At 66.5% G+C, this 18,096-nt stretch carries 16 protein-coding genes; 10 read left to right on the top strand and 6 right to left on the bottom strand.

Annotation, left to right across the window (positions count from 1 at the left end; translation table 11 throughout):
- Window positions 1–423: an OsmC family protein gene (locus tag ACP15H_RS21220; RefSeq protein WP_425068125.1), complete on the top strand. Its 423-nt coding sequence runs from the start codon at window positions 1–3 to the stop codon at window positions 421–423.
- Between the two features lie 62 nt (window positions 424–485).
- On the top strand, window positions 486–833 hold the full coding sequence (locus ACP15H_RS21215; RefSeq protein ID WP_425068124.1) for a hypothetical protein: 348 nt from the start codon (window positions 486–488) through the stop codon (window positions 831–833).
- 84 nt (window positions 834–917) lie between these two features.
- Here ACP15H_RS21215 and xth read toward each other — a convergent pair whose 3' ends face one another.
- Genes xth through ACP15H_RS21200 form a run of 3 tightly spaced genes read right to left on the bottom strand, consistent with a single transcriptional unit; the run spans window position 918 to window position 3,765 of the window.
- A complete protein-coding gene (gene xth, locus ACP15H_RS21210) occupies window positions 918–1,688 on the bottom strand; it encodes an exodeoxyribonuclease III (RefSeq protein WP_425068123.1) in 771 nt (256 codons plus the stop codon).
- 4 nt (window positions 1,689–1,692) lie between these two features.
- Window positions 1,693–3,549 (bottom strand): ABC transporter ATP-binding protein, encoded by a 1,857-nt coding sequence (locus ACP15H_RS21205; protein ID WP_425068122.1) that lies wholly within the window; start codon window positions 3,547–3,549, stop codon window positions 1,693–1,695.
- A gap of 36 nt (window positions 3,550–3,585) precedes the next feature.
- Window positions 3,586–3,765 carry a hypothetical protein gene (locus tag ACP15H_RS21200; protein WP_425068121.1) on the bottom strand — a complete coding sequence of 60 codons (180 nt, stop codon included), beginning with the start codon at window positions 3,763–3,765 and terminating at the stop codon, window positions 3,586–3,588.
- A 74-nt stretch (window positions 3,766–3,839) separates the two neighbouring features.
- On the opposite strand from ACP15H_RS21200, the gene ACP15H_RS21195 reads away from it, so the two are divergent.
- A complete protein-coding gene (locus ACP15H_RS21195) occupies window positions 3,840–5,168 on the top strand; it encodes a histidine-type phosphatase (protein WP_425068120.1) in 1,329 nt (442 codons plus the stop codon).
- Here the strand turns inward: ACP15H_RS21195 and ACP15H_RS21190 are convergent.
- From ACP15H_RS21190 to ACP15H_RS21180, 3 genes are all read right to left on the bottom strand, one after another.
- Window positions 5,165–5,356 (bottom strand): hypothetical protein, encoded by a 192-nt coding sequence (locus ACP15H_RS21190; protein WP_425068119.1) that lies wholly within the window; start codon window positions 5,354–5,356, stop codon window positions 5,165–5,167. The genes ACP15H_RS21195 and ACP15H_RS21190 overlap by 4 nt on opposite strands.
- A 135-nt stretch (window positions 5,357–5,491) precedes the next feature.
- Entirely contained in the window at window positions 5,492–7,375 is a 1,884-nt protein-coding gene (locus ACP15H_RS21185) for an HWE histidine kinase domain-containing protein (RefSeq protein ID WP_425068118.1), read from the bottom strand.
- Between the two features lie 23 nt (window positions 7,376–7,398).
- The gene (locus tag ACP15H_RS21180) at window positions 7,399–12,792 is read right to left on the bottom strand and encodes a HAMP domain-containing protein (protein WP_425069945.1); all 5,394 of its coding nucleotides are present in this window, start codon (window positions 12,790–12,792) and stop codon (window positions 7,399–7,401) included.
- A gap of 240 nt (window positions 12,793–13,032) precedes the next feature.
- On the opposite strand from ACP15H_RS21180, the gene ACP15H_RS21175 reads away from it, so the two are divergent.
- From ACP15H_RS21175 to ACP15H_RS21145, 7 genes are read left to right on the top strand one after another with little or no spacing between them, the layout of a single operon-like run.
- Window positions 13,033–13,782 (top strand): FadR/GntR family transcriptional regulator, encoded by a 750-nt coding sequence (locus tag ACP15H_RS21175; RefSeq protein WP_425068117.1) that lies wholly within the window; start codon window positions 13,033–13,035, stop codon window positions 13,780–13,782.
- The gene (gene rpiB, locus ACP15H_RS21170; RefSeq protein WP_425068116.1) at window positions 13,779–14,225 is read left to right on the top strand and encodes a ribose 5-phosphate isomerase B; all 447 of its coding nucleotides are present in this window, start codon (window positions 13,779–13,781) and stop codon (window positions 14,223–14,225) included. Before ACP15H_RS21175 ends, rpiB begins: the two co-directional genes overlap by 4 nt.
- Window positions 14,226–14,263: 38 nt before the next feature.
- Window positions 14,264–15,058, top strand: a complete 795-nt coding sequence (locus ACP15H_RS21165; protein WP_425068115.1) for a transporter substrate-binding domain-containing protein — start codon at window positions 14,264–14,266, stop codon at window positions 15,056–15,058.
- A gap of 8 nt (window positions 15,059–15,066) precedes the next feature.
- Window positions 15,067–15,873, top strand: a complete 807-nt coding sequence (locus ACP15H_RS21160) for a transporter substrate-binding domain-containing protein (protein WP_425068114.1) — start codon at window positions 15,067–15,069, stop codon at window positions 15,871–15,873.
- 15 nt (window positions 15,874–15,888) lie between these two features.
- Window positions 15,889–16,572, top strand: a complete 684-nt coding sequence (locus ACP15H_RS21155) for an amino acid ABC transporter permease (RefSeq protein ID WP_425068113.1) — start codon at window positions 15,889–15,891, stop codon at window positions 16,570–16,572.
- Window positions 16,572–17,219 (top strand): amino acid ABC transporter permease, encoded by a 648-nt coding sequence (locus ACP15H_RS21150; protein ID WP_425069944.1) that lies wholly within the window; start codon window positions 16,572–16,574, stop codon window positions 17,217–17,219. Before ACP15H_RS21155 ends, ACP15H_RS21150 begins: the two co-directional genes overlap by 1 nt.
- Window positions 17,203–17,949, top strand: a complete 747-nt coding sequence (locus tag ACP15H_RS21145; protein WP_425068112.1) for an amino acid ABC transporter ATP-binding protein — start codon at window positions 17,203–17,205, stop codon at window positions 17,947–17,949. The genes ACP15H_RS21150 and ACP15H_RS21145 overlap by 17 nt, the downstream gene beginning before the upstream one ends.
- Window positions 17,950–18,096 lie beyond the last annotated feature (147 nt).

Raw genomic sequence — 18,096 nt, 5'->3', positions numbered from 1 at the left:
ATGATCCGTAAGGCAAAGGCCGAATGGCGCGGCACGGGCAAGGACGGCACCGGCGGCCTCACCAGCGATTCGGGCGTCCTGTCCAAGACGCCCTATTCCTTCAAGACCCGTTTCCAGGGCGAGAAGGGCACCAATCCCGAAGAACTGATTGCCGCCGCCCATGCCGGCTGTTTCACCATGGCGCTGGCGTTCCAGCTGCAGACGGCGGGCTTCACGCCGACCCTGCTCGAGACCGAGGCGGCGGTCTCGCTCGACCAGGACGGTCCGGGCTTCAAGATCAGCAAGTCGGCCCTCACCCTGGTGGCCGAGGTGCCGAACCTCGACCAGGCGACCTTCGACAAGCTCGCCGAGGCGGCCGAGAAAGGTTGTCCGGTTTCAAAGCTGCTCAACGCCGAGATTACACTCCACAAAACTTTGAAGTAGGTTCCGGCTCTCAAGATCGGGGCGCCGCCTTCTGCGGCGCCCCGCAAGCCGGGGGAGATTTCATGTTTCGCTTGTTCGCCCGTTCGCTGGCGCTGCTCGTGCTGCCGCTTGCGACGGCTGCAGCCCAGACGACGACGCTCAAGAAGGACGATGCCGAGAAGATGGTGATCGGCCTCTACGCCGTTTCCATTGCCGTCGACACCTGCGACCTCGACATGACCAAGGACCAGGAGCAGCGCCTCGAATTCTGGATCGGATGGGCCGAGAAGCAGCTCAACATCGCCGATCGCAAGCTCGACAAGACCTACGACACGATGGAAAAGGAAGCGGAGAAGAACAAGAAGGACTTCTGCGAGAAGATGATGCCGATCGCCAAGCAGGCGCTGAACGAACTTCCGCCGGCGATGTAGGGCTGAGCGAAGCTCAGCCCGCGAAGCGGCAGGACATTGCCTTTGGCAATGTCCGGGAGCGCCGAAGAAAGAACGACCACGGCCTTACTTCAGTTCGATCCACGCCGGCGCGTGGTCGCTCGGGCTCTCGCGTCCGCGCTCTTCCCGATCGACGCCGCCGCGCTTCAGGCGCGGGGCGAGATCGGGGCTGAGCAGCAGATGGTCGAGGCGCAGGCCGCCATCGCGCTCCCAGCGATGCCGCTTGTAGTCCCAGAACGTGTACATCGGCTTGTCGGGATGGAGCGTGCGCAGGCTGTCGGTCCAGCCCTGTGCCAGCAGCTTCCCGAAGGCCGCTCGTGGCGCCGGCTGGACCAGCGCATCGTCCTTCCACGAGCGCAGCGAATAGATGTCGAAATCGGTCGGCACGATATTGTAGTCGCCCGCCAGCACCACGGGTGCGCCGCTCTTCAGAAGTGACTTCGCGTGGCGCTGCAGGCGGCGCAGCCAGTCGAGCTTGTAGTCGAACTTCGGCCCCGGCTGCGGATTGCCATTGGGCGCATAGAGGCATCCGACGATCAGCCCCTTCACCGCCGCCTCGATGTAGCGACTCTGCACGTCGCTGCGATCGCCGGGCAGGCCCTTTCGCGTCAGGACCGGCTCGGCCTTGCGCCCGAGGATCGCGACGCCGTTCCACGTCTTCTGCCCCTGCCAGACCGCGTGATAGCCGGCGCGCCGCAGCTCGGCCGCGGGAAAGGCCTCGTCGGCCGCCTTCAGTTCCTGCAGGCAGACGATGTCGGGCTTCGCACGCTTCAGCCAGGCCAGCAGGTTGGGCAGGCGCCGGTTCACGTTGTTCACGTTGAAGGTCGCGATCTTCATGGCGCTAGCGATACCCCGCCGCCTGCAGCTCGAAGAGCTCGGCGTAGCGGCCCTGCTGCGCCACCAGCTCCTCGTGCGTGCCCTGGGCCTCGACCCTGCCGTCGGCCAGCACCAGGATGCGGTCGGCCATGCGGACGCTCGAGAAGCGGTGGGAGATCAGTACCGCGGTCTTGCCCTTGCTCAGTTCCTTGAAGCGCTGGAACACTTCGAATTCGGCGCGGGCATCGAGGGCGGCGGTCGGCTCGTCGAGGATCAGCACCTCGGCCTCGCGCATGTAGGCGCGGGCGATCGCGATCTTCTGCCATTCGCCGCCCGACAGTTCGACGCCGTTCTTGAAGCGCTTGCCGATCATCTGGTCGTAGCCGCGGGGCAGGCGCGCGATCACCTCGTCGGCCTGGCTGCGGCCGGCGGCGCGCGCGATGCGTTCCCGGTCGTCGCGCGCCTCGACCCGGCCGACCGCGATATTGTCGCCGGCGGGCAGATTGTAGCGGACGAAGTCCTGGAAGATGACGCCCATGCTGCCGCGCAGCTCGTCGAGCCCGTAATCGCGCAGGTCGCGGCCGTCGAGCAGGATACGGCCTTCGTCGGGGTCGTAGAGCCGCGTCAGCAATTTGACCAGCGTGGTCTTGCCGGCGCCGTTCTCGCCGACCAGCGCCACGACCTCGCCGGCCTTGAGGGTGAAGGAGAGATGGCGCACTGCCCAGCGCTCGGCACCGGGGTAGATGAAGCCGACATCCTCGAACACGAAGCCTTCACGGATGGGCTTGGGAAAGGGCAGGGGATTGGCCGGCGAATGGATCTCCGGCTGGACCTCGAAGAAGGAGAAGAGGTCGTCGAGATAGAGCGCCTGGCCGGCCACCGAGGAGAAGCCGCTCAGCAGCGATTCGAGCAGCGTGCGCAGGCGGCGGAACGAGCCGGCGAGAAAGGTGAGATCGCCGACCGAGAATTCACCGGTCAGGGTGCGCCACGCGATGTAGGCGTAGGCGAAGTAGTAACCGATCGTGCCGATGGTGGTGAACAGCCCGCCCCAACCGGCACGGCGCAGCGCGAGGCGGCGGTTGGCCTCGTAGAAAGAGGTCGCGAGACGGCGATAGCGGTCGATCAGGAATCCGTTCAGCCCGAAGATCTTCACTTCCTTGGCGGTCTCGGCGCTGGCGGCGGTCTGCCGGACATAGTCGAGCTCCCGCCGTTCGGGCGTGCGGCCGAAATCGAGCGAATAGCTCTTGGCGTTGAAATGCGCTTCGCCGAGGAAGGCGGGCACCAGCGCCACCAGCAAGAGCACGATCAGCCAGGGCGCGAAGACGATGAGACCGGCGGCGAGGCTCGCCACCGTCACCAGGTCCTGCGCCTGCGAGAACAGCTGGCTCATCAGGGTCATGCGGCCGCTGGTCTGGCGTCGCGCCCGCTCCAGCTGATCCTGGAATTCGGCATCCTCGAAATCCTCGAGGTCGAGCGTCGCGGCATGCTCCATCAGGCGCACGCTCGAGCTGGTGCTGACGCGCTCGGCCAGCAGCCCGTCGAGCAGGGCGACGATGCGCCCCAGCACGTCGGCCATCACCGCCACCGCGAACTCGGCCCCCAACAGAAGCCCGAGCCGGTTGAGATGGCCGCTGTCGAGCCATTGCGGCAGCGTTACCGGCTTGTCTTGCAGCTGCACCAGCATCACGACGTCGTCGATGATCAGCTTGCCGATGTAGAGCGTGGCGACCGGCAGCAGCGCGCGCATCAGGCGCAGCGCGATGGTGGTGGCGGTCAGCGTCGGGCTGGTGGCCCAGACCATGGCGAGGAAGGGCCGCAGGTTCCGGAGCGCCCCGACGCGCTCGCGGAACGAGCTGGTGCTGATCGTCGACGGTGAAGGCATCCCGCTCAACCCCGGCGAGGGGGTGCCGGTTCCGGCTCACGCATCGGGCAGGGACCGGGCATCCAGCCGCTGACGCGCGAGGGGCAGTTCGCGGAAGATGACGAGCGGGCGCCTGGCCGTCGCGGCAGCGGCGAAGGTCTCTGCCTGGCCGAAGCTGGCGCCGGACGCGGCGACGACCAAGCAGTCTGTAGGCGAGATCGTCCACTGGACAGGCATGAGTGAATTTCTAGCACGGAACGGATGACGGGCGGGACCCTGAGACGGCATAGTGCCGTCTTCGGGGGAGTACCATGAGCATTCGCGTCTTTACCGTCGTCCTCGTTGCCTCGCTTCTGGCGGCCCTGATGCCGGCCAGCGCTGAAATTCTTCCGACCCCGCCGGGCTGGCAGATCGAACGTGCGGTCCTGCTGAATCGGCATGGTGTGCGCTCGCCGACGTCCACCAACGAGCAGCTCGACAAGTACAGTGCGACGCCCTGGCCCACCTGGCCTGTCGAGCCCGGCTTCCTGTCGCCCCGCGGCGAGGAGCTGATGCGCCTGATGGGCGGCTATTACCGCGTGCTGTATGGCGGACGCGGGCTGGTCCAGGCCGATGATTGCCCCACTGCCGGCACGGTGGCCGCGTGGACGGATATCGGAGAGCGCACGCGCACCTCGGGCGCCGCGATCCTCGCTGGCATGTATCCTCGCTGCGCCAACCTGCCGCTGCGCAACCAGGCGAATTTCACGGTGCCGGATCCTCTGTTCAATCCGCAGCCGACGGCCTCCTGCCCGATGGATCTCGCGGCCAACCGCGCCGCCATCCTGGCGCGTGTGGGCGGCAGCTTCGCGTCGGTCCAACGGGAGTATGCCGGGCCGCTCGCCATGATGCAGTCGGTCCTGTGCCCGGCCGGCACCACACGATCGGCAGGCGGCGGAAGCTGTGGCGAAGCGGGGATGCCGTCGAGCATCGTCGGCGGCGCCGAGGACGGTGTGCGGCTGCGCGGACCGATCGGCTATGCCTCGACCGCCGCCGAGAACTTTCTCATGCAGTCGGCCGAGGGCATGCCCAAGGATCAGGTGGCGTGGGGGCGGCTGGCTCACGATGCGGCGCTGAGCGAACTCCTCACCCTCGAGGAGCTCGCTCAGGATCTGACCCAGAAGACCAAGCCGATCGCGCAGCAGCGCGGATCGAATCTGCTGTCGCTGATCGGCGCCATCCTGGTGAACGGTCATAGTTTCCCCGGTCATGCGGCCACAGGCCAGCCGGTGCGCCTTGGCATTCTGGTCGGCCACGACAGCAACATCCACAACGTGGCCGCGCTGCTCGATCTCACCTGGCAGATTCCGGGCTCTCTTCCGGGCGCGGCGTCGCCGGGCGGTGCGCTGGCCTTCGAGCAGTTCCATGAAATAAGGACCGGCAAGCGCTTCGTGCGCATCGCCTACTATGCGCAGACCCTGGACGAGATGCGCCGTCGTGCGGCACTCAACTACCGCGATCCGCCAGGTATGGTGCAGGTCGCCCTGCCGGCCTGTTCGGCGGACCTGGTGAACAATGCCTGTCCGCTCGAGTCGTTTCTCAAGATCGTGAAGGCGGCGGTGGACCCCGGCTGCGTCACGGTAACGGGTGGCAACTACTAGCGGTCGGAGATCAGCCGCTCGCGGCCGAGCGCCGTGATGGCATCGCCCTCCGGGCCCGTCTCGATCAAAGCGAGGTGAACCAGGCGTGCGCGATGCTCTTGCGGCATCGAGGAGGCCGTGCCTTCGGCCAGCGCACGCAGTGAAGCAAGGGCGGCCTGGGTAAGGGGCGCGATCAGGCCTTTGGGCATAGTTCGGATGTCCCTCTTCATATCGGTATCACCTCCGTGTTGGATGGTGATAACGGCAGGCCGCTGCGAAAGTTGAGGGCGCAGACCTCGATTACACCGGGAACCGCCGCGACTTCGCCCTGTTTCGCGATCGACTCAGCTCTGGTAGGACCTGCTCTCGGCGGTGTCGCGCGACGGGGGCTCGAGCAGCGACACCAGCACGCGTTCCAACGTCTCCGCTTCGAGCGGCTTGGGAAGGACGGGGACGTTGGCATAGCGCCGGTCGATGCTGTCGCGCTGGTATCCGGTGATGAACACGAACGGAACACCGCGCGCGATCAACAGGTCGGCGAGCGGATCGGCCAGTTCCCCCGCGAGATTGAAATCGAGCAGCGCGCCGTCGAACCGTTCGCTGCGCGCGGCCGCCAATCCGTCGGCCAGGCCGCCATAGGGGCCGAGCACGGTGGCGCCGAGATCCTCCACGATGCGCTTGGCCATCATGCCGACCAGCACCTCGTCCTCGACCATGAGAAGGCGACGGCCGGTCAGGCTGCGCGACCGTGGGCTCGGACTCTCGCGCGGACCTTCCTTCCGCGTCTGCGTCACCGGAGTCGGGCCGACGATCTGCGCGCGCGGAATCGAGAGGCGGCACCGCAGTCCCTCCGGCCGCCAGTCGTAGAGGACGCCGCCGCGGAACTGCGCCTCGATCGAAGAGCGAACGATGGAAAGGCCGAAGCCCAGCGACTTGGGCTCCCGGGCGGGCGGGCCGCCGGTTTCGATCCAGTCGACCACCAGGGCCTCGTCGTCGAGCGTCCAGACGAGGCGGAGATGGCCGGTGTCGGTCGACAGCGCTCCATACTTGGCGGCGTTGGTGGCGAGCTCGTGTACCGCCAGCGCGACGGCCTGCGCGGTCGCCGGCAGCAGCATGGCCGGGGGACCGCCGGACTCGATGCGCTGGCGATGATCGGTGCGGTAGGGCGCCAGCTCCTCGTCGACGATCTGGCTGAGATTGGCGCCCTGCCAGCGCGTCGCCGACAGGAGATTGTGGGTGGCGGCGAGGGCGTGGATGCGGCCCTCGACCGTCGACACGAACTCCGGCGTGCTCTTGGCTTTGGTGAGGCGCAGCACCGACAGGACGACCGCCAGCATGTTCTTGGCGCGATGGTCGACCTCGCGGGCGAGCACGAGCTGGCGCTCCTCGGCGCGCTTGCGCTCGGTAATGTCGACGGTGACGCCGTTCAGGCGCACGGCATTTCCCTCGGCATCGCGCGAGATCACGCCGGCGCCGTAGCACCAGCGGACCTCGCCGCTCGGGCGGATGATGCGGAACTCGACCTGGAAGCGGCTTTCGCCCGTACCGACGATGGTGGCGACCGCATTCTTCTCGCGGTCCTCGGGGTGTATCATCGCTTCGATGCGCTCGACCGTGGGCTCGAAGGCGGCGCGGTCGACGCCGAAGATCCGATAGGGCCCGTCGTCCCATTCGACATGGCCCGAGACGATATCGACTTCCCACGACCCCATGTCGCCGGCGCTGAGCGCGATCGAGCGTCGCTCCTCGCTCTGCCGCAACTGCTCGGTCTGGGCCTCGAGTTCGGCGGTGCGCTCGGCGACCCGCTTCTCGAGTTCCCGGTTCATGGCCTCGAGCTCGCGGGTCTTGCGATACAGTTCGATGAAGACCCGGACTTTGGCGCGCAGCACTTCCGGCACCACCGGCACCGTCACATAGTCGACGGCGCCGATCTCGTAGCCGCGCAGATGGTCGGTCTCGGCAATCTGCACCGCCGAGACGAAGATGATGGCGAGCTTCTGGAAGCGCGGATGCTCGCGGATCATGGCGGCGAGCTGGAAGCCGTCGATCTGCGGCATCACCACGTCGATCAGCACGACCGCGACGTCCTCCAGCTTCAGCAGCAGGCCGAGCGCCTCGTGCGGCGAGTTGGCCTTCACGAGGTTTTCGCCCAGCTCGCCGAGGATGACCTCGTAGCTCAGCAGCTTGGCCGGCTGATCGTCGATCAGCAGGATGTTCACCTTGTCCATGGGGGCTGATGCCTGGGTCAAGATCAGCGATGCAGCCAGAGGCGCAGGGCCGAGAAGAGCTGCTCGGTGTTCACCGGCTTGGCGAGATAGTCCGACGCGCCGGCCTCCAGGCATTTTTCGCGGTCGCCCTTCATCGCCTTGGCGGTCAGGGCCAGGATGGGCAGGCGGCGCAGCGCCGGCTTGCTGCGGATCAGGGTCATGGTCTCGTAGCCGTCCATATCGGGCATCATGATGTCCATCAGCACGATCGACACGTCGGGGGAGCTTTCGAGGATCGAGATCGCCTCGTGGCCGGTTGTCGCCGTCAGCACCCGCATGCCGCGCCGCTCCAGCGCACTCGACAAGGCGAAGATGTTGCGGGCGTCGTCGTCGACCACCAGCACGGTGCGTCCGGCGAGCACTTCGTCGGACCCGTGCAGGCGCTCCAGCATGCGCTGCTTCTCCGGCGCGAGCGCCGCCGATGCGTGATGCAGGAACAACGAGGTCTCGTCGAACAGTCTTTCGGGCGAGGCGGCGCCCTTGACCACGATGCTGCGCGCCATCGCGTGCAGACGGCCTTCCTCTTCGGCCGTGAGATCGCGGCCGGTGAACACCACGACCGGCAGGTCGGCGAGCGCAGGGTCGGCCTGGAGCGATTCCAGCACCTCGAAGCCCGACATGTCGGGCAGTCGCAGGTCGAGCACCATGCAGTCGTGCCGCTCGGTCCGGAGTCTTCCCAGTGCCTCCGCTCCCGAGCCGACCGTCGTGATCTCGACCTCGGGATGATCGAGGAGGGCGGTGATGCTCAGTCGCTCGCCCTCGTCGTCCTCGGCCACCAGGAGTTTCTTGCGCCGCGGCTGGACGTAGTCGTTGATGCGCGCCAGCGCAGCCGTAAGCCCTTCGGTCGAGGTCGGCTTGCTCAGATAGGAAAAGGCGCCGCGCGACAGGCCCTGCTGGCGGTCCTCGTCCATGGTGAGGATCTGCACCGGAATGTGGCGCGTCTCCAGCGTGCGCTTGAACTGGCTCAGCACGTTCCAGCCCAGCATGTCGGGCAGGAACACGTCGAGCGACATGGCGACCGGCTTGTACTGCAAGGCGAGGTCCAGCGCTTCGGAGCCGCGCGCCGTCACCACGGCCTTCAGCCCCGCGGCATGGGCGGCATCGACCAGGATGCCGGCATAGTTGGCGTCGTCTTCCACGATCAGCAGGATGCGGTCGCCGGGCTGCAGATCGTGGCGGTCGTCGGGGAACTGGTCGGCGAGATGCTCGGGCAATGCCGCGGCCCGCAAGGGCTGCGAACCCTGTCCCTGGCCCTGGCCGGGCTGGCGCACGGCCGTACGCGGGCCGGTGTACATCATGGGCAGGTAAAGGGTGAAGGTGCTGCCGATGCCGGGCGTGCTGCGCACGGTGAGTTCGCCGCCCAACAGGCTCGCCAGCTCGCGGCTGATCGCGAGACCAAGGCCGGTGCCGCCATATTTGCGGCTTGTGCTGGCATCGGCCTGCTGGAAGGCCTCGAACACGATCTTCTGCTTCTCGATCGGAATGCCGACACCGGTATCCGTGACTTCGAACGCCACCACGGCGCTCGCCTGGTTCAGCGCGCCATTGTCGGAGCGCCAGCCGGCGGTCACCGGCACGGCGCGCAGCCGCACGCTGCCCTCCGCCGTGAACTTCATGGCATTGGACAGCAGGTTCTTCAGGATCTGCTGCAGGCGCTTGGAATCGGTGACGATGGAGCGGCCGAGATCGGGATCGGTCTGGACCTCGAAGGTGAGGCCCTGCGACTCGGCCTGGTGACGGAACGGGCGGGCCACTGCTTCGAGCACGTTGGCGAAGTAGATCTCCTCCGCGTCGACGGTGACGGTGCCGGATTCGATCTTCGACAGGTCGAGGATGTCGCTGATCAGGTTCAGGAGGTCGGTGCCCGCGCCGTGGATGGTGCGGGCGAATTCCACCTGCTTGGCCGCCAGATTACCGTCGGGATTGTCGGCGAGCTGCTGGCCCAGGATCAGGATCGAATTGAGTGGCGTGCGCAGTTCGTGGCTCATATTGGCCAGGAACTCCGACTTGTAGCGCGAGGTGAGTGCGAGTTCGGAGGCCTTCTCCTCGACGGCGCGGCGGGCCTGCTCGATCTCCTGGTTGGCACGCTCGACTTCGGCATTGCGCTCGGCCAGCTGGGCGGCCTTCTGTTCGAGCTGCTCGTTGGTCTGCTGCAGTTCGCCCTGCTGGCTCTGCAGCTCGCCCGCGAGCTTCTGCGATTGCTGCAGCAGGCTCTCGGTCTGCATCGTCGCCTCGATCGAGTTCAGCACGATGCCGATCGAGGCGGTGAGCTGCTCGAGAAAGGCCATCTGCAGTTCGGTGAAGGTGCTGAGCGAGGCCAGCTCGATCACCGCCTTGACTTGGCCTTCGAACAGCACGGGCAGGACGACGATGCTTCGGGGGATCGCCCGGAAGAGACCCGAGGTGATCGGGCGTGCGGCATCCGGCATGGCCGAGATGTGGATCGGCCGCCCGTCGGCGGCGCACTGGCCGATCAGGCCCTCGCCGACATGCAGGATTTCGGGATGCCCGTCGCCCACCGCGTCGGCATAGACGGAGAGGAGGCGCAGCCGCGACGTGCCATCGTCCTGGGTCTGATAGATCACCGCCTGATGGGCATCCACCAGCGGCGTCAGCTCGCTCAGGATCATGCGGCCGACGGTGCCGAGGTCACGCTGGCCCTGCAGCATGTTCGTGAACTTCGCAAGGTTGGTCTTCAGCCAGTCCTGCTCGGTGTTGCGCTCCGTCGTGAGGCGGAGATTGTCGATCATGGTGTTGAGCTTGTCCTTCAGCTCGGCCACCTCGCCCAGCGCGTCGACCTGAATGGAGCGTGTCAGGTCGCCCTTGGTGACCGCCGTCGCCACCTCGGCGATGGCGCGCACCTGGGTGGTGAGATTGGCCGCCAGCAGGTTGACGTTGCCCGTCAGGTCCTTCCAGGTGCCGGCGACGCCGGGCACCTGCGCCTGGCCACCCAGCTTGCCCTCGGTGCCGACCTCGCGGGCGACGCGGGTCACTTCGCCGGCGAAGCCGTTCAGCTGATCGACCATCGTGTTGATGGTTTCCTTCAGGCGCAGGATCTCGCCACGCACGTCGACGGTGATCTTCTTGGACAGGTCGCCCGTCGCGACGGCGGTGGTCACCTCGGCGATGTTGCGCACCTGGGTCGTCAGGTTCGCCGCCAGCAGGTTCACGTTGTCGGTGAGGTCCTTCCAGATGCCGGCGACGCCCGGCACCTGGGCCTGGCCGCCGAGCTTGCCCTCGGTGCCGACCTCGCGGGCGACGCGGGTCACTTCGCCGGCGAAGCCGTTCAGCTGGTCGACCATCGTGTTGATCGTGTCCTTCAGCTGCAGGATTTCGCCCCGCACGTCGACCGTGATCTTCTTGGACAGGTCGCCAGTCGCGACGGCCGTCGTCACCTCGGCGATGTTGCGCACCTGCGTAGTGAGATTGGCGGCCAGCAGGTTCACGTTGTCGGTGAGGTCCTTCCAGGTGCCGGCGACGCCCGGCACCTGGGCCTGGCCGCCAAGTTTTCCTTCGGTGCCCACCTCGCGCGCCACGCGGGTCACTTCGCCCGCAAAGCCGTTCAGCTGGTCGACCATCGTGTTGATCGTGTCTTTCAGCTGCAGGATCTCGCCGCGCACGTCGACCGTGATCTTCTTGGAGAGATCGCCGTTGGCCACGGCGGTCGTCACCTCGGCGATGTTGCGCACCTGGCCGGTCAGGTTGGTGGCCATGAAGTTGACGTTGTCGGTGAGGTCCTTCCAGGTGCCGGCGACGCCGGGGACCTGGGCCTGGCCGCCGAGCTTGCCCTCGGTGCCGACTTCGCGCGCCACGCGGGTCACCTCGCCCGCGAAGGAGTTGAGCTGATCGACCATCGTGTTGATGGTCTCCTTAAGGCGCAGGATCTCGCCCGAAGCATCGACGGTGATCTTCTTGGACAGATCGCCACCTGCCACGGCGATGGTGACGTCGGCGATGTTGCGGACCTGGGTGGTGAGGTTCGCCGCCAGCAGATTGACGTTGTCGGTAAGGTCCTTCCAGGTACCGGCGACGCCGGGCACCTGGGCCTGGCCGCCCAGCTTGCCCTCGGTGCCGACCTCGCGGGCGACGCGGGTCACTTCGCCGGCGAAGCCGTTCAGCTGGTCGACCATCGTGTTGATGGTCTCCTTGAGCTGCAGGATCTCGCCGCGCACGTCGACCGTGATCTTCTTCGACAGGTCGCCGCGCGCCACCGCGGTCGTCACGTCGGCGATGTTGCGGACCTGCGCGGTGAGGTTGGTCGCCATCGAGTTGACGTTGTCGGTGAGGTCCTTCCACGTGCCGGCAACGCCGGGCACCTGGGCCTGGCCGCCCAGCTTTCCCTCGGTACCGACCTCGCGGGCGACGCGGGTCACTTCGCCGGCGAAGCCGTTCAGCTGGTCGACCATCGTGTTGATCGTGTCCTTCAGCTGAAGGATCTCGCCGCGCACGTCGACGGTGATTTTCTTGGAGAGATCGCCGCGCGCGACCGCGGTTGTCACGTCGGCGATGTTGCGCACCTGGTCGGTGAGGTTGCCGCACATCGCGTTCACCGAATCGGTGAGGTCCTTCCACGTGCCGGCGACACCCGGCACGATCGCCTGGCCGCCGAGCTTGCCCTCGGTGCCGACCTCGCGGGCCACGCGCGTCACTTCGGAGGCGAAGGAGCGCAGCTGATCGACCATCGTGTTGATGGCCTCCTTGAGCTGCAGGATCTCGCCGCGCACGTCGACGGTGATCTTGCGGGACAGGTCGCCGTTGGCCACCGCGATCGTCACGTCGGAGATGTTGCGGACCTGGGCTGTCAGGTTATTGGCCATCGAGTTGACGCTCTCGGTCAACTCGCGCCACACGCCCGTCACTTCGCTCACCTTGGCCTGGCCGCCCAGCTTGCCCTCGGTGCCGACCTCGCGCGCGACGCGCGTCACTTCGGAAGTGAAGACCGAAAGCTGCTTGATCATCGTATTGACGATGGTGGCGGCGCGCAGGAACTCACCCTTCAGCGGTCTTCCGTCGACGTCGAGGCGAACCGTCTGCAGCAGGTCGCCCTGGGCCACGGCGCCGATCACCCGGGTGACCTCGGTGGTCGGCCAGACGAGGTCGTCGATCAGCGTGTTGACCGAGCCCTCCATCTCGCCCCAGGCGCCGGCGGACAGGCCGAACTTCACGCGCTGGCGGGTGCGGCCCTGCTCACCGACGGCCTTGCCGATCCGTTCGAGCTGGTGGGCCATGCTCTCGTTGGCGGCGGCGATGTCGTTCACCACCGAGGCGATCCTTCCCAGGGTGCCGTCTGGATCGCCCGTCAGGCGAACCGAGAAATTGCCGCCGCGCAGGGCTTCCAGCACGTTCAGCAGTTCATGCAGGTCGGTCGCGGGCGGCATGCGGCGGGAGGCGGGGGAAGTGGTCGGTCCACTCGCCAAGGAAGAGCCGGCGTCGGCGGTCATTTAGAAAGCCCCCTCATCTGGGAGCACCGCGCCCGGAATTATTTCGGTTCGGTTGGAACCTTCTCCCGGCACGGTCAGACCTCCCGCAACGGGAAACAACGTCGATCGCTGCGTTCGGTTGCATGCCCTTTCGCGTTTGTCCTAGAGTGGTCAGACCACGGACTGACCAAGGCCGAAATGCTCGATATCGTCCGCCAAGACAATGAGGAAACGACAAGCGGCGCAGACCGCGTCTTCACCTTCTTCCGCGACCGGCTCCTGTCGGGCGAGCTGAAGGCGGGCGACCGCCTGCTGGGCGAGCGCGAGCTGGCGCTGGCGCTGGGCGTCAGCCGGCCGGTGCTGCGCGAGGCGCTGCGGTCGCTGTCCATGCTGGGCCTGCTCGACATCCGCCACGGACGCGGCGCCTACGTGCGTCCCGCCGATGCCTCGGTCCTGGGGCAGGCGCTGACGCTCTGCCTCGCGCCCGAGCCCAACATCCTCGACGACGTCCTGCAGGCGCGCATCGCCATCGAATGCCAGGCCATTCGGCTCGCCTGCACGCGTGCGAGCGAGCGCGATCTCCAGGCCATCGCGGCGCTCCTCGATACACTGGTCGATTCGCTCGACGATCCCGAGCGCGGCGGCGGGGCGGACTATGCCTTTCACCTGGCCATCGTGCGGGCGAGCGGCAGCGGCGCCTTGATGAAGATCTACGAGGCGATCTCGCCGCTCCTGATGCGCAGCCATGTCGAGCGCCGCCGCGACACGTTCCGCGAACCCGCCATCACCTCAGGCCTCGTCGATGCCCATCGACAGGTGTTTCTCGCGCTGGCGGAGCGCAATCCCGACGAGGCCGAACGGCGTCTGCGCGAGCATTTCGCGATCGGCGACGGGCTGCGCCGCAACAACCTGATCTCCACCTACCAAACGCAAGGCACGGACCCATGAAGATCGTCGTCGGATCGGATCACGCAGGCTTCCCGATGAAGGCCGAGCTGCTCGCCTTCCTGCGCGAGCGCGGGCACGAGGTCGAGGATGTCGGCTCCTACGATCCCGAGCCGGTCGATTTTCCCGACATCGCGCGCCAGGTTGCGGCGGCGATCACCTCCGGCCGGGCCGAGCGCGGCCTGATGGTCTGCGGCACCGGCGTGGGCGCCTCGATCGGCGCGAACAAGATGAAAGGCATCCGCGCCGCGGTCTGCCACGACGTGCATTCGGCGCACCAGTGCGTCGAGCATGACGACGTGAACGTGATGTGCATCGGCGCGCAGATCGTCGGGCCATGGCTCGCCAAGGATCTGATCGCCGCTTATCTCGACGCCAGATTTTCGACGGCGGAGGAGTTCCGTCGCCGCGTGGCAAAGCTCGCCGACATGGATGCGGGCCGCTAGAGTCCGGACAACAACGAAAAGAGAAGATGGAGGAAACGATGAAGAAGATGATGACGGCCGTCGCGATCGCGGCGGTGGCGATGATGGGTGTCGTTCAGGTCGCCAACGCCGACGCGCTCGACGACATCAAGAAGGCAGGCAAGATCCGCATCGCCGTCGATCTCGGCGTCCCGCCCTACGGCATGACCGACGACAAGATGCAGCCGACCGGCTCCGACATCGAGACCGCCAAGCTGCTCGCCAAGGATTGGGGCCTGCAGTTCGAGCATGTGCCGACCACCGGCGCCTCGCGCATTCCCTCGCTGCAGACCGGCAAGGCCGACCTCGTGATCTCGACCCTGTCGATCACGCCGGAACGGGCCAAGGTGATCGACTTCTCGCTGGGCTACGCCGTGCTCCGCACCGTGATCGCCGCGCCCAAGAGCGTGAACGTGAAGAGCCTCGCCGATCTCGACGGCAAGACCGTCGGCACCGTGCGCGGCACGACGCACGACACCCAGCTCACCAAGGAAGGGCCCAAGGGCATGAAGCTGGTGCGCTACGAGGACGATGCCACCGAGGCGCAGGCCTTCCTGAGCGGCCAGGTCGACATCTTCTCGACCGCCGAGCTGCTGGTCGCGCCGATCGACAAGAAGAACCCGGCCCGCCAGGTCGAGGTCAAGTTCGTGCTCGACACCTTCAAGCTCGCCGTCGGCGTCAAGAAGGACGAGACGCGGCTGGTCGAGGAGGTCAACAAGTGGATCCTGGCCAACCTCAAGAACGGCAAGCTGGACGAGATCTACAAGAAGTTCCACGGCAACGGCCTGCCCGAGGTGATCCTGAACCAGAAGTAGGACCCATCATGAAGACCGCCTCGATGCTGCGCCTGATCCTGGGCGCAGCGCTCGTGCTGACGGCGCTTGGTGGCACCGTGGCACAGGCCGACACGCTCGATGACATAAAGAAGGCCGGCAAGGTGCGGATCGCCATAGATCTCGCCATCCCGCCCTTCGGCATGAGCGACGACAAGATGCAGCCGGCCGGTTCGGACGTCGACCTGGCACGCCTGCTGGCCAAGGATCTCGGCGTCCAGCTCGAGATCGTCACCACGACCGGTCCGACCCGCATTCCGATGCTGCAGACCAACAAGGCGGACCTCGTCGTCTCGACGCTGTCGATCACGCCGGAACGGGCCAAGGTCGTCGATTTCTCGATACCCTATGCCGACCATCCGTCGGTCGTCGCGGGACTGACCTCGGCGACGATCAAGCAGATGTCGGATCTCGAGGGCAAGAAGATCGGCGTCGTTCGCGGCACCACGCAGGACATCGATCTCACCCGCCAGGCCAAGGGCGCCCAACTCGTGCGCTACGAGGACGACGCCACCATGGCGCTGGCTTTTGCCTCGGGCCAGGTCGACATCATCGCCACGGCGCGCTCGCTCCTGCCGGCGATCAGCAAGAAGAACCCGGCGCGGACGCTGGAACCCAAGATCACCATGCAGACGTTCTACCTGGCCATCGGCCTGCGCAAGGATGAGCCGCGCCTGCTCGCCTGGGTAAACGACTGGGTGCGCGCCAATCTGCAGAACGGCAAGCTGATCGACATCTACAAGACCCATCACGGAATACAGATCGACCCCGCCCTGCTCCTCAAGGCAGGCGGCTGACGGCCGGGCCGAGCCATGTCGTACAAGTTCGACTTCGCGTTCCTGGCCGACAGGTGGCCCGACTTCGTGGCGGGCGCCTGGCTCACCGTGCAGCTCACCGTGGCGTCGATCGCGCTGGGCTTCGTGGTGGGCACGGTGTGTGCGCTGGCCCGCGTCTATGGCGGACCGGTCCTGCGGCGGCTGGTCGGCATCTATGTCGAGACCATCCGCAACACGCCGCTGCTGATCCAGATCTTCCTGGTCTATTTCGGCCTGTCGAGCCTCGGCCTGAAGCTCAGCGCCGAGGTTTCCGCCATCGTGGCGCTCACCGTCAACATGGGTGCCTATACGACGGAGATCATGCGGGCCGGCATTCAGTCGATCCAGCGCACCCAGCTCGAGGCGGCCGACTGCCTGGGCCTCACGAAGCTGCAGACCATCCTGCACGTCGTGCTGCTGCCGGCCATGGAGCGCGTCTATCCCGCGCTCTCCAGCCAGTTCGTGCTGTTGATGCTGGCCTCGTCCATCACCTCGCAGATCTCTGCCGAGGAGCTGACGGCGACCGCCAACCTCGTGCAGTCGGACACCTACCGCAGCTTCGAGGTCTACATGATCGTGGCGGTGGTCTATCTCGCCCTCTCGGCGCTCTACCGCCTCGCCTTGTGGGCCATCGGGCTCGTGCTGTTCGAACGCCGCCGCCGGCTGGGCACGCCGCTGTGATCCAGCTCAGCGCCAACCATATCCTCTACCTCGTCGAGGCGGCTCGCTGGACGGTGCTGCTGTCGCTCATCGCCTTCGCAGGGGGAGCGCTGGTCGGGCTGCCGCTGGCGTTGATGCGCGTGGCACGGTCGGGTCTCCTGCGCGGCCTCGCCGGCACCTACATCCAGATCGTCCAGGGCACGCCGCTGCTGATCGTGCTGTTCCTATCGTATTTCGGGTTGGGCATCGTGGGCCTAAAGCTCGACCCGCTGGTGGCCGCCGGCCTCTCCCTCACGATCTACGCCGCGGCCTTCCTTGCCGAGATCTGGCGAGGCTGTATCGAGGCGGTGCCGAAGACGCAGTGGGAGGCGTCGGACTGCCTGGGGCTGAATACCTTCCAGCAATATGCCTACGTGATCCTGCCCCAGGCCGTGCGCATCGCCACGCCACCGACCGTGGGCTTCATGGTGCAGATCGTGAAGAACACCTCGCTCGCCTCGGTGATCGGCTTCGTCGAACTCGCGCGCGCCGGACAGATCGTCAACAACTCGACCTTCGAGCCGTTCGTGATCTTCGCCATCGTCGGCGCGATCTATTTCGCCATCTGCTATCCGCTGTCGCTGGCGAGTCGCCATCTCGAGAGGAAGGCCCATGCCGGGAGAAGCTGACGCCGTCATCCGTGTCCAGGACGTCGTGAAGGAATTCGGGCCGCTGCGGGTGCTCGACGGCGTCGGCTTCGACGTGACGCGCGGCCAGACCGTGGCGATCGTCGGTCGCAGCGGCTCGGGCAAGAGCACGCTGCTGCGCTGCATCGCCGGCCTGGAATCGATCCAGGGCGGTGCCATCGAGGTCTGCGGCCATGCGGTGGGCCGGCCGGGCAGCGAGGCGCGCGCCCAGCTTCGCCGCGACGTCGGCATGGTGTTCCAGAGCTACAATCTCTTTCCCCATCTCACGGTCGAGCGGAACATCACCCTGGCTCTCACCCTGGTGAAGAAGCAGGGCAAGGAAGAGGCCAAGAGGGTTGCCGGCGAGGTGCTGGGGCTGGTCGGCCTCACCGACAAGCTGCTTTCCTATCCCGAGCAGCTTTCGGGCGGCCAGCAGCAGCGCGTCGCCATCGCGCGCTCGCTGGCGCTGAAGCCCCAGGTCATGCTGTTCGACGAGGTCACGTCGGCGCTCGATCCCGAACTCACCGCCGAGGTGCTGGCCGTGATGGAAGACCTCGCCCGGCGCGGCATGACGATGATCACCGTCACGCACGAAATGGGCTTCGCCCGCCGCGTCGCCGACCTCGTCGTGTTCATGCATCGCGGCAGGGTGTGGGAGATCGGGCCGACGGCGGAATTGTTCGCCGAGCCGAAGACCGCCGAGTTCAGGCAGTTCGTCGGCAGCGAACTCTAGCAGGCCGTCGATACGTCGGAATTCTGACGATAAACGAGATAGACGAATCAGGCCAAGCGAGAGGCAGCCGCCCTTGAATCAGGTCTCGGGGCGACTTTGACGAGGCGTCAGTCGCCGGCCGTTCTGAAAAACCTCTTTCAACAGCCC

This window comes from Reyranella sp. (assembly GCF_965249915.1).
GTDB lineage: Bacteria > Pseudomonadota > Alphaproteobacteria > Reyranellales > Reyranellaceae > Reyranella.
The sequence above is the reverse complement of the archived record's forward strand: the minus strand, read 5'-3'. Positions and strand labels throughout refer to the sequence as shown.

Bases quoted from the DNA above. Each gene is read 5' to 3' on its own strand.
- xth (WP_425068123.1), bottom strand. From the start codon at position 1,688: ATGAAGATCGCGACCTTCAACGTGAACAACGTGAACCGGCGCCTGCCC.
- ACP15H_RS21165 (WP_425068115.1), top strand. From the start codon at position 14,264: ATGAAGAAGATGATGACGGCCGTCGCGATCGCGGCGGTGGCGATGATG.
- ACP15H_RS21160 (WP_425068114.1), top strand. From the start codon at position 15,067: ATGAAGACCGCCTCGATGCTGCGCCTGATCCTGGGCGCAGCGCTCGTG.
- ACP15H_RS21220 (WP_425068125.1), top strand. From the start codon at position 1: ATGATCCGTAAGGCAAAGGCCGAATGGCGCGGCACGGGCAAGGACGGC.
- ACP15H_RS21175 (WP_425068117.1), top strand. From the start codon at position 13,033: ATGCTCGATATCGTCCGCCAAGACAATGAGGAAACGACAAGCGGCGCA.
- ACP15H_RS21200 (WP_425068121.1), bottom strand. From the start codon at position 3,765: ATGCCTGTCCAGTGGACGATCTCGCCTACAGACTGCTTGGTCGTCGCC.
- ACP15H_RS21195 (WP_425068120.1), top strand. From the start codon at position 3,840: ATGAGCATTCGCGTCTTTACCGTCGTCCTCGTTGCCTCGCTTCTGGCG.
- rpiB (WP_425068116.1), top strand. From the start codon at position 13,779: ATGAAGATCGTCGTCGGATCGGATCACGCAGGCTTCCCGATGAAGGCC.
- ACP15H_RS21205 (WP_425068122.1), bottom strand. From the start codon at position 3,549: ATGCCTTCACCGTCGACGATCAGCACCAGCTCGTTCCGCGAGCGCGTC.
- ACP15H_RS21215 (WP_425068124.1), top strand. From the start codon at position 486: ATGTTTCGCTTGTTCGCCCGTTCGCTGGCGCTGCTCGTGCTGCCGCTT.
- ACP15H_RS21155 (WP_425068113.1), top strand. From the start codon at position 15,889: ATGTCGTACAAGTTCGACTTCGCGTTCCTGGCCGACAGGTGGCCCGAC.
- ACP15H_RS21180 (WP_425069945.1), bottom strand. From the start codon at position 12,792: ATGCCGCCCGCGACCGACCTGCATGAACTGCTGAACGTGCTGGAAGCC.
- ACP15H_RS21185 (WP_425068118.1), bottom strand. From the start codon at position 7,375: ATGGACAAGGTGAACATCCTGCTGATCGACGATCAGCCGGCCAAGCTG.
- ACP15H_RS21145 (WP_425068112.1), top strand. From the start codon at position 17,203: ATGCCGGGAGAAGCTGACGCCGTCATCCGTGTCCAGGACGTCGTGAAG.
- ACP15H_RS21190 (WP_425068119.1), bottom strand. From the start codon at position 5,356: ATGCCCAAAGGCCTGATCGCGCCCCTTACCCAGGCCGCCCTTGCTTCA.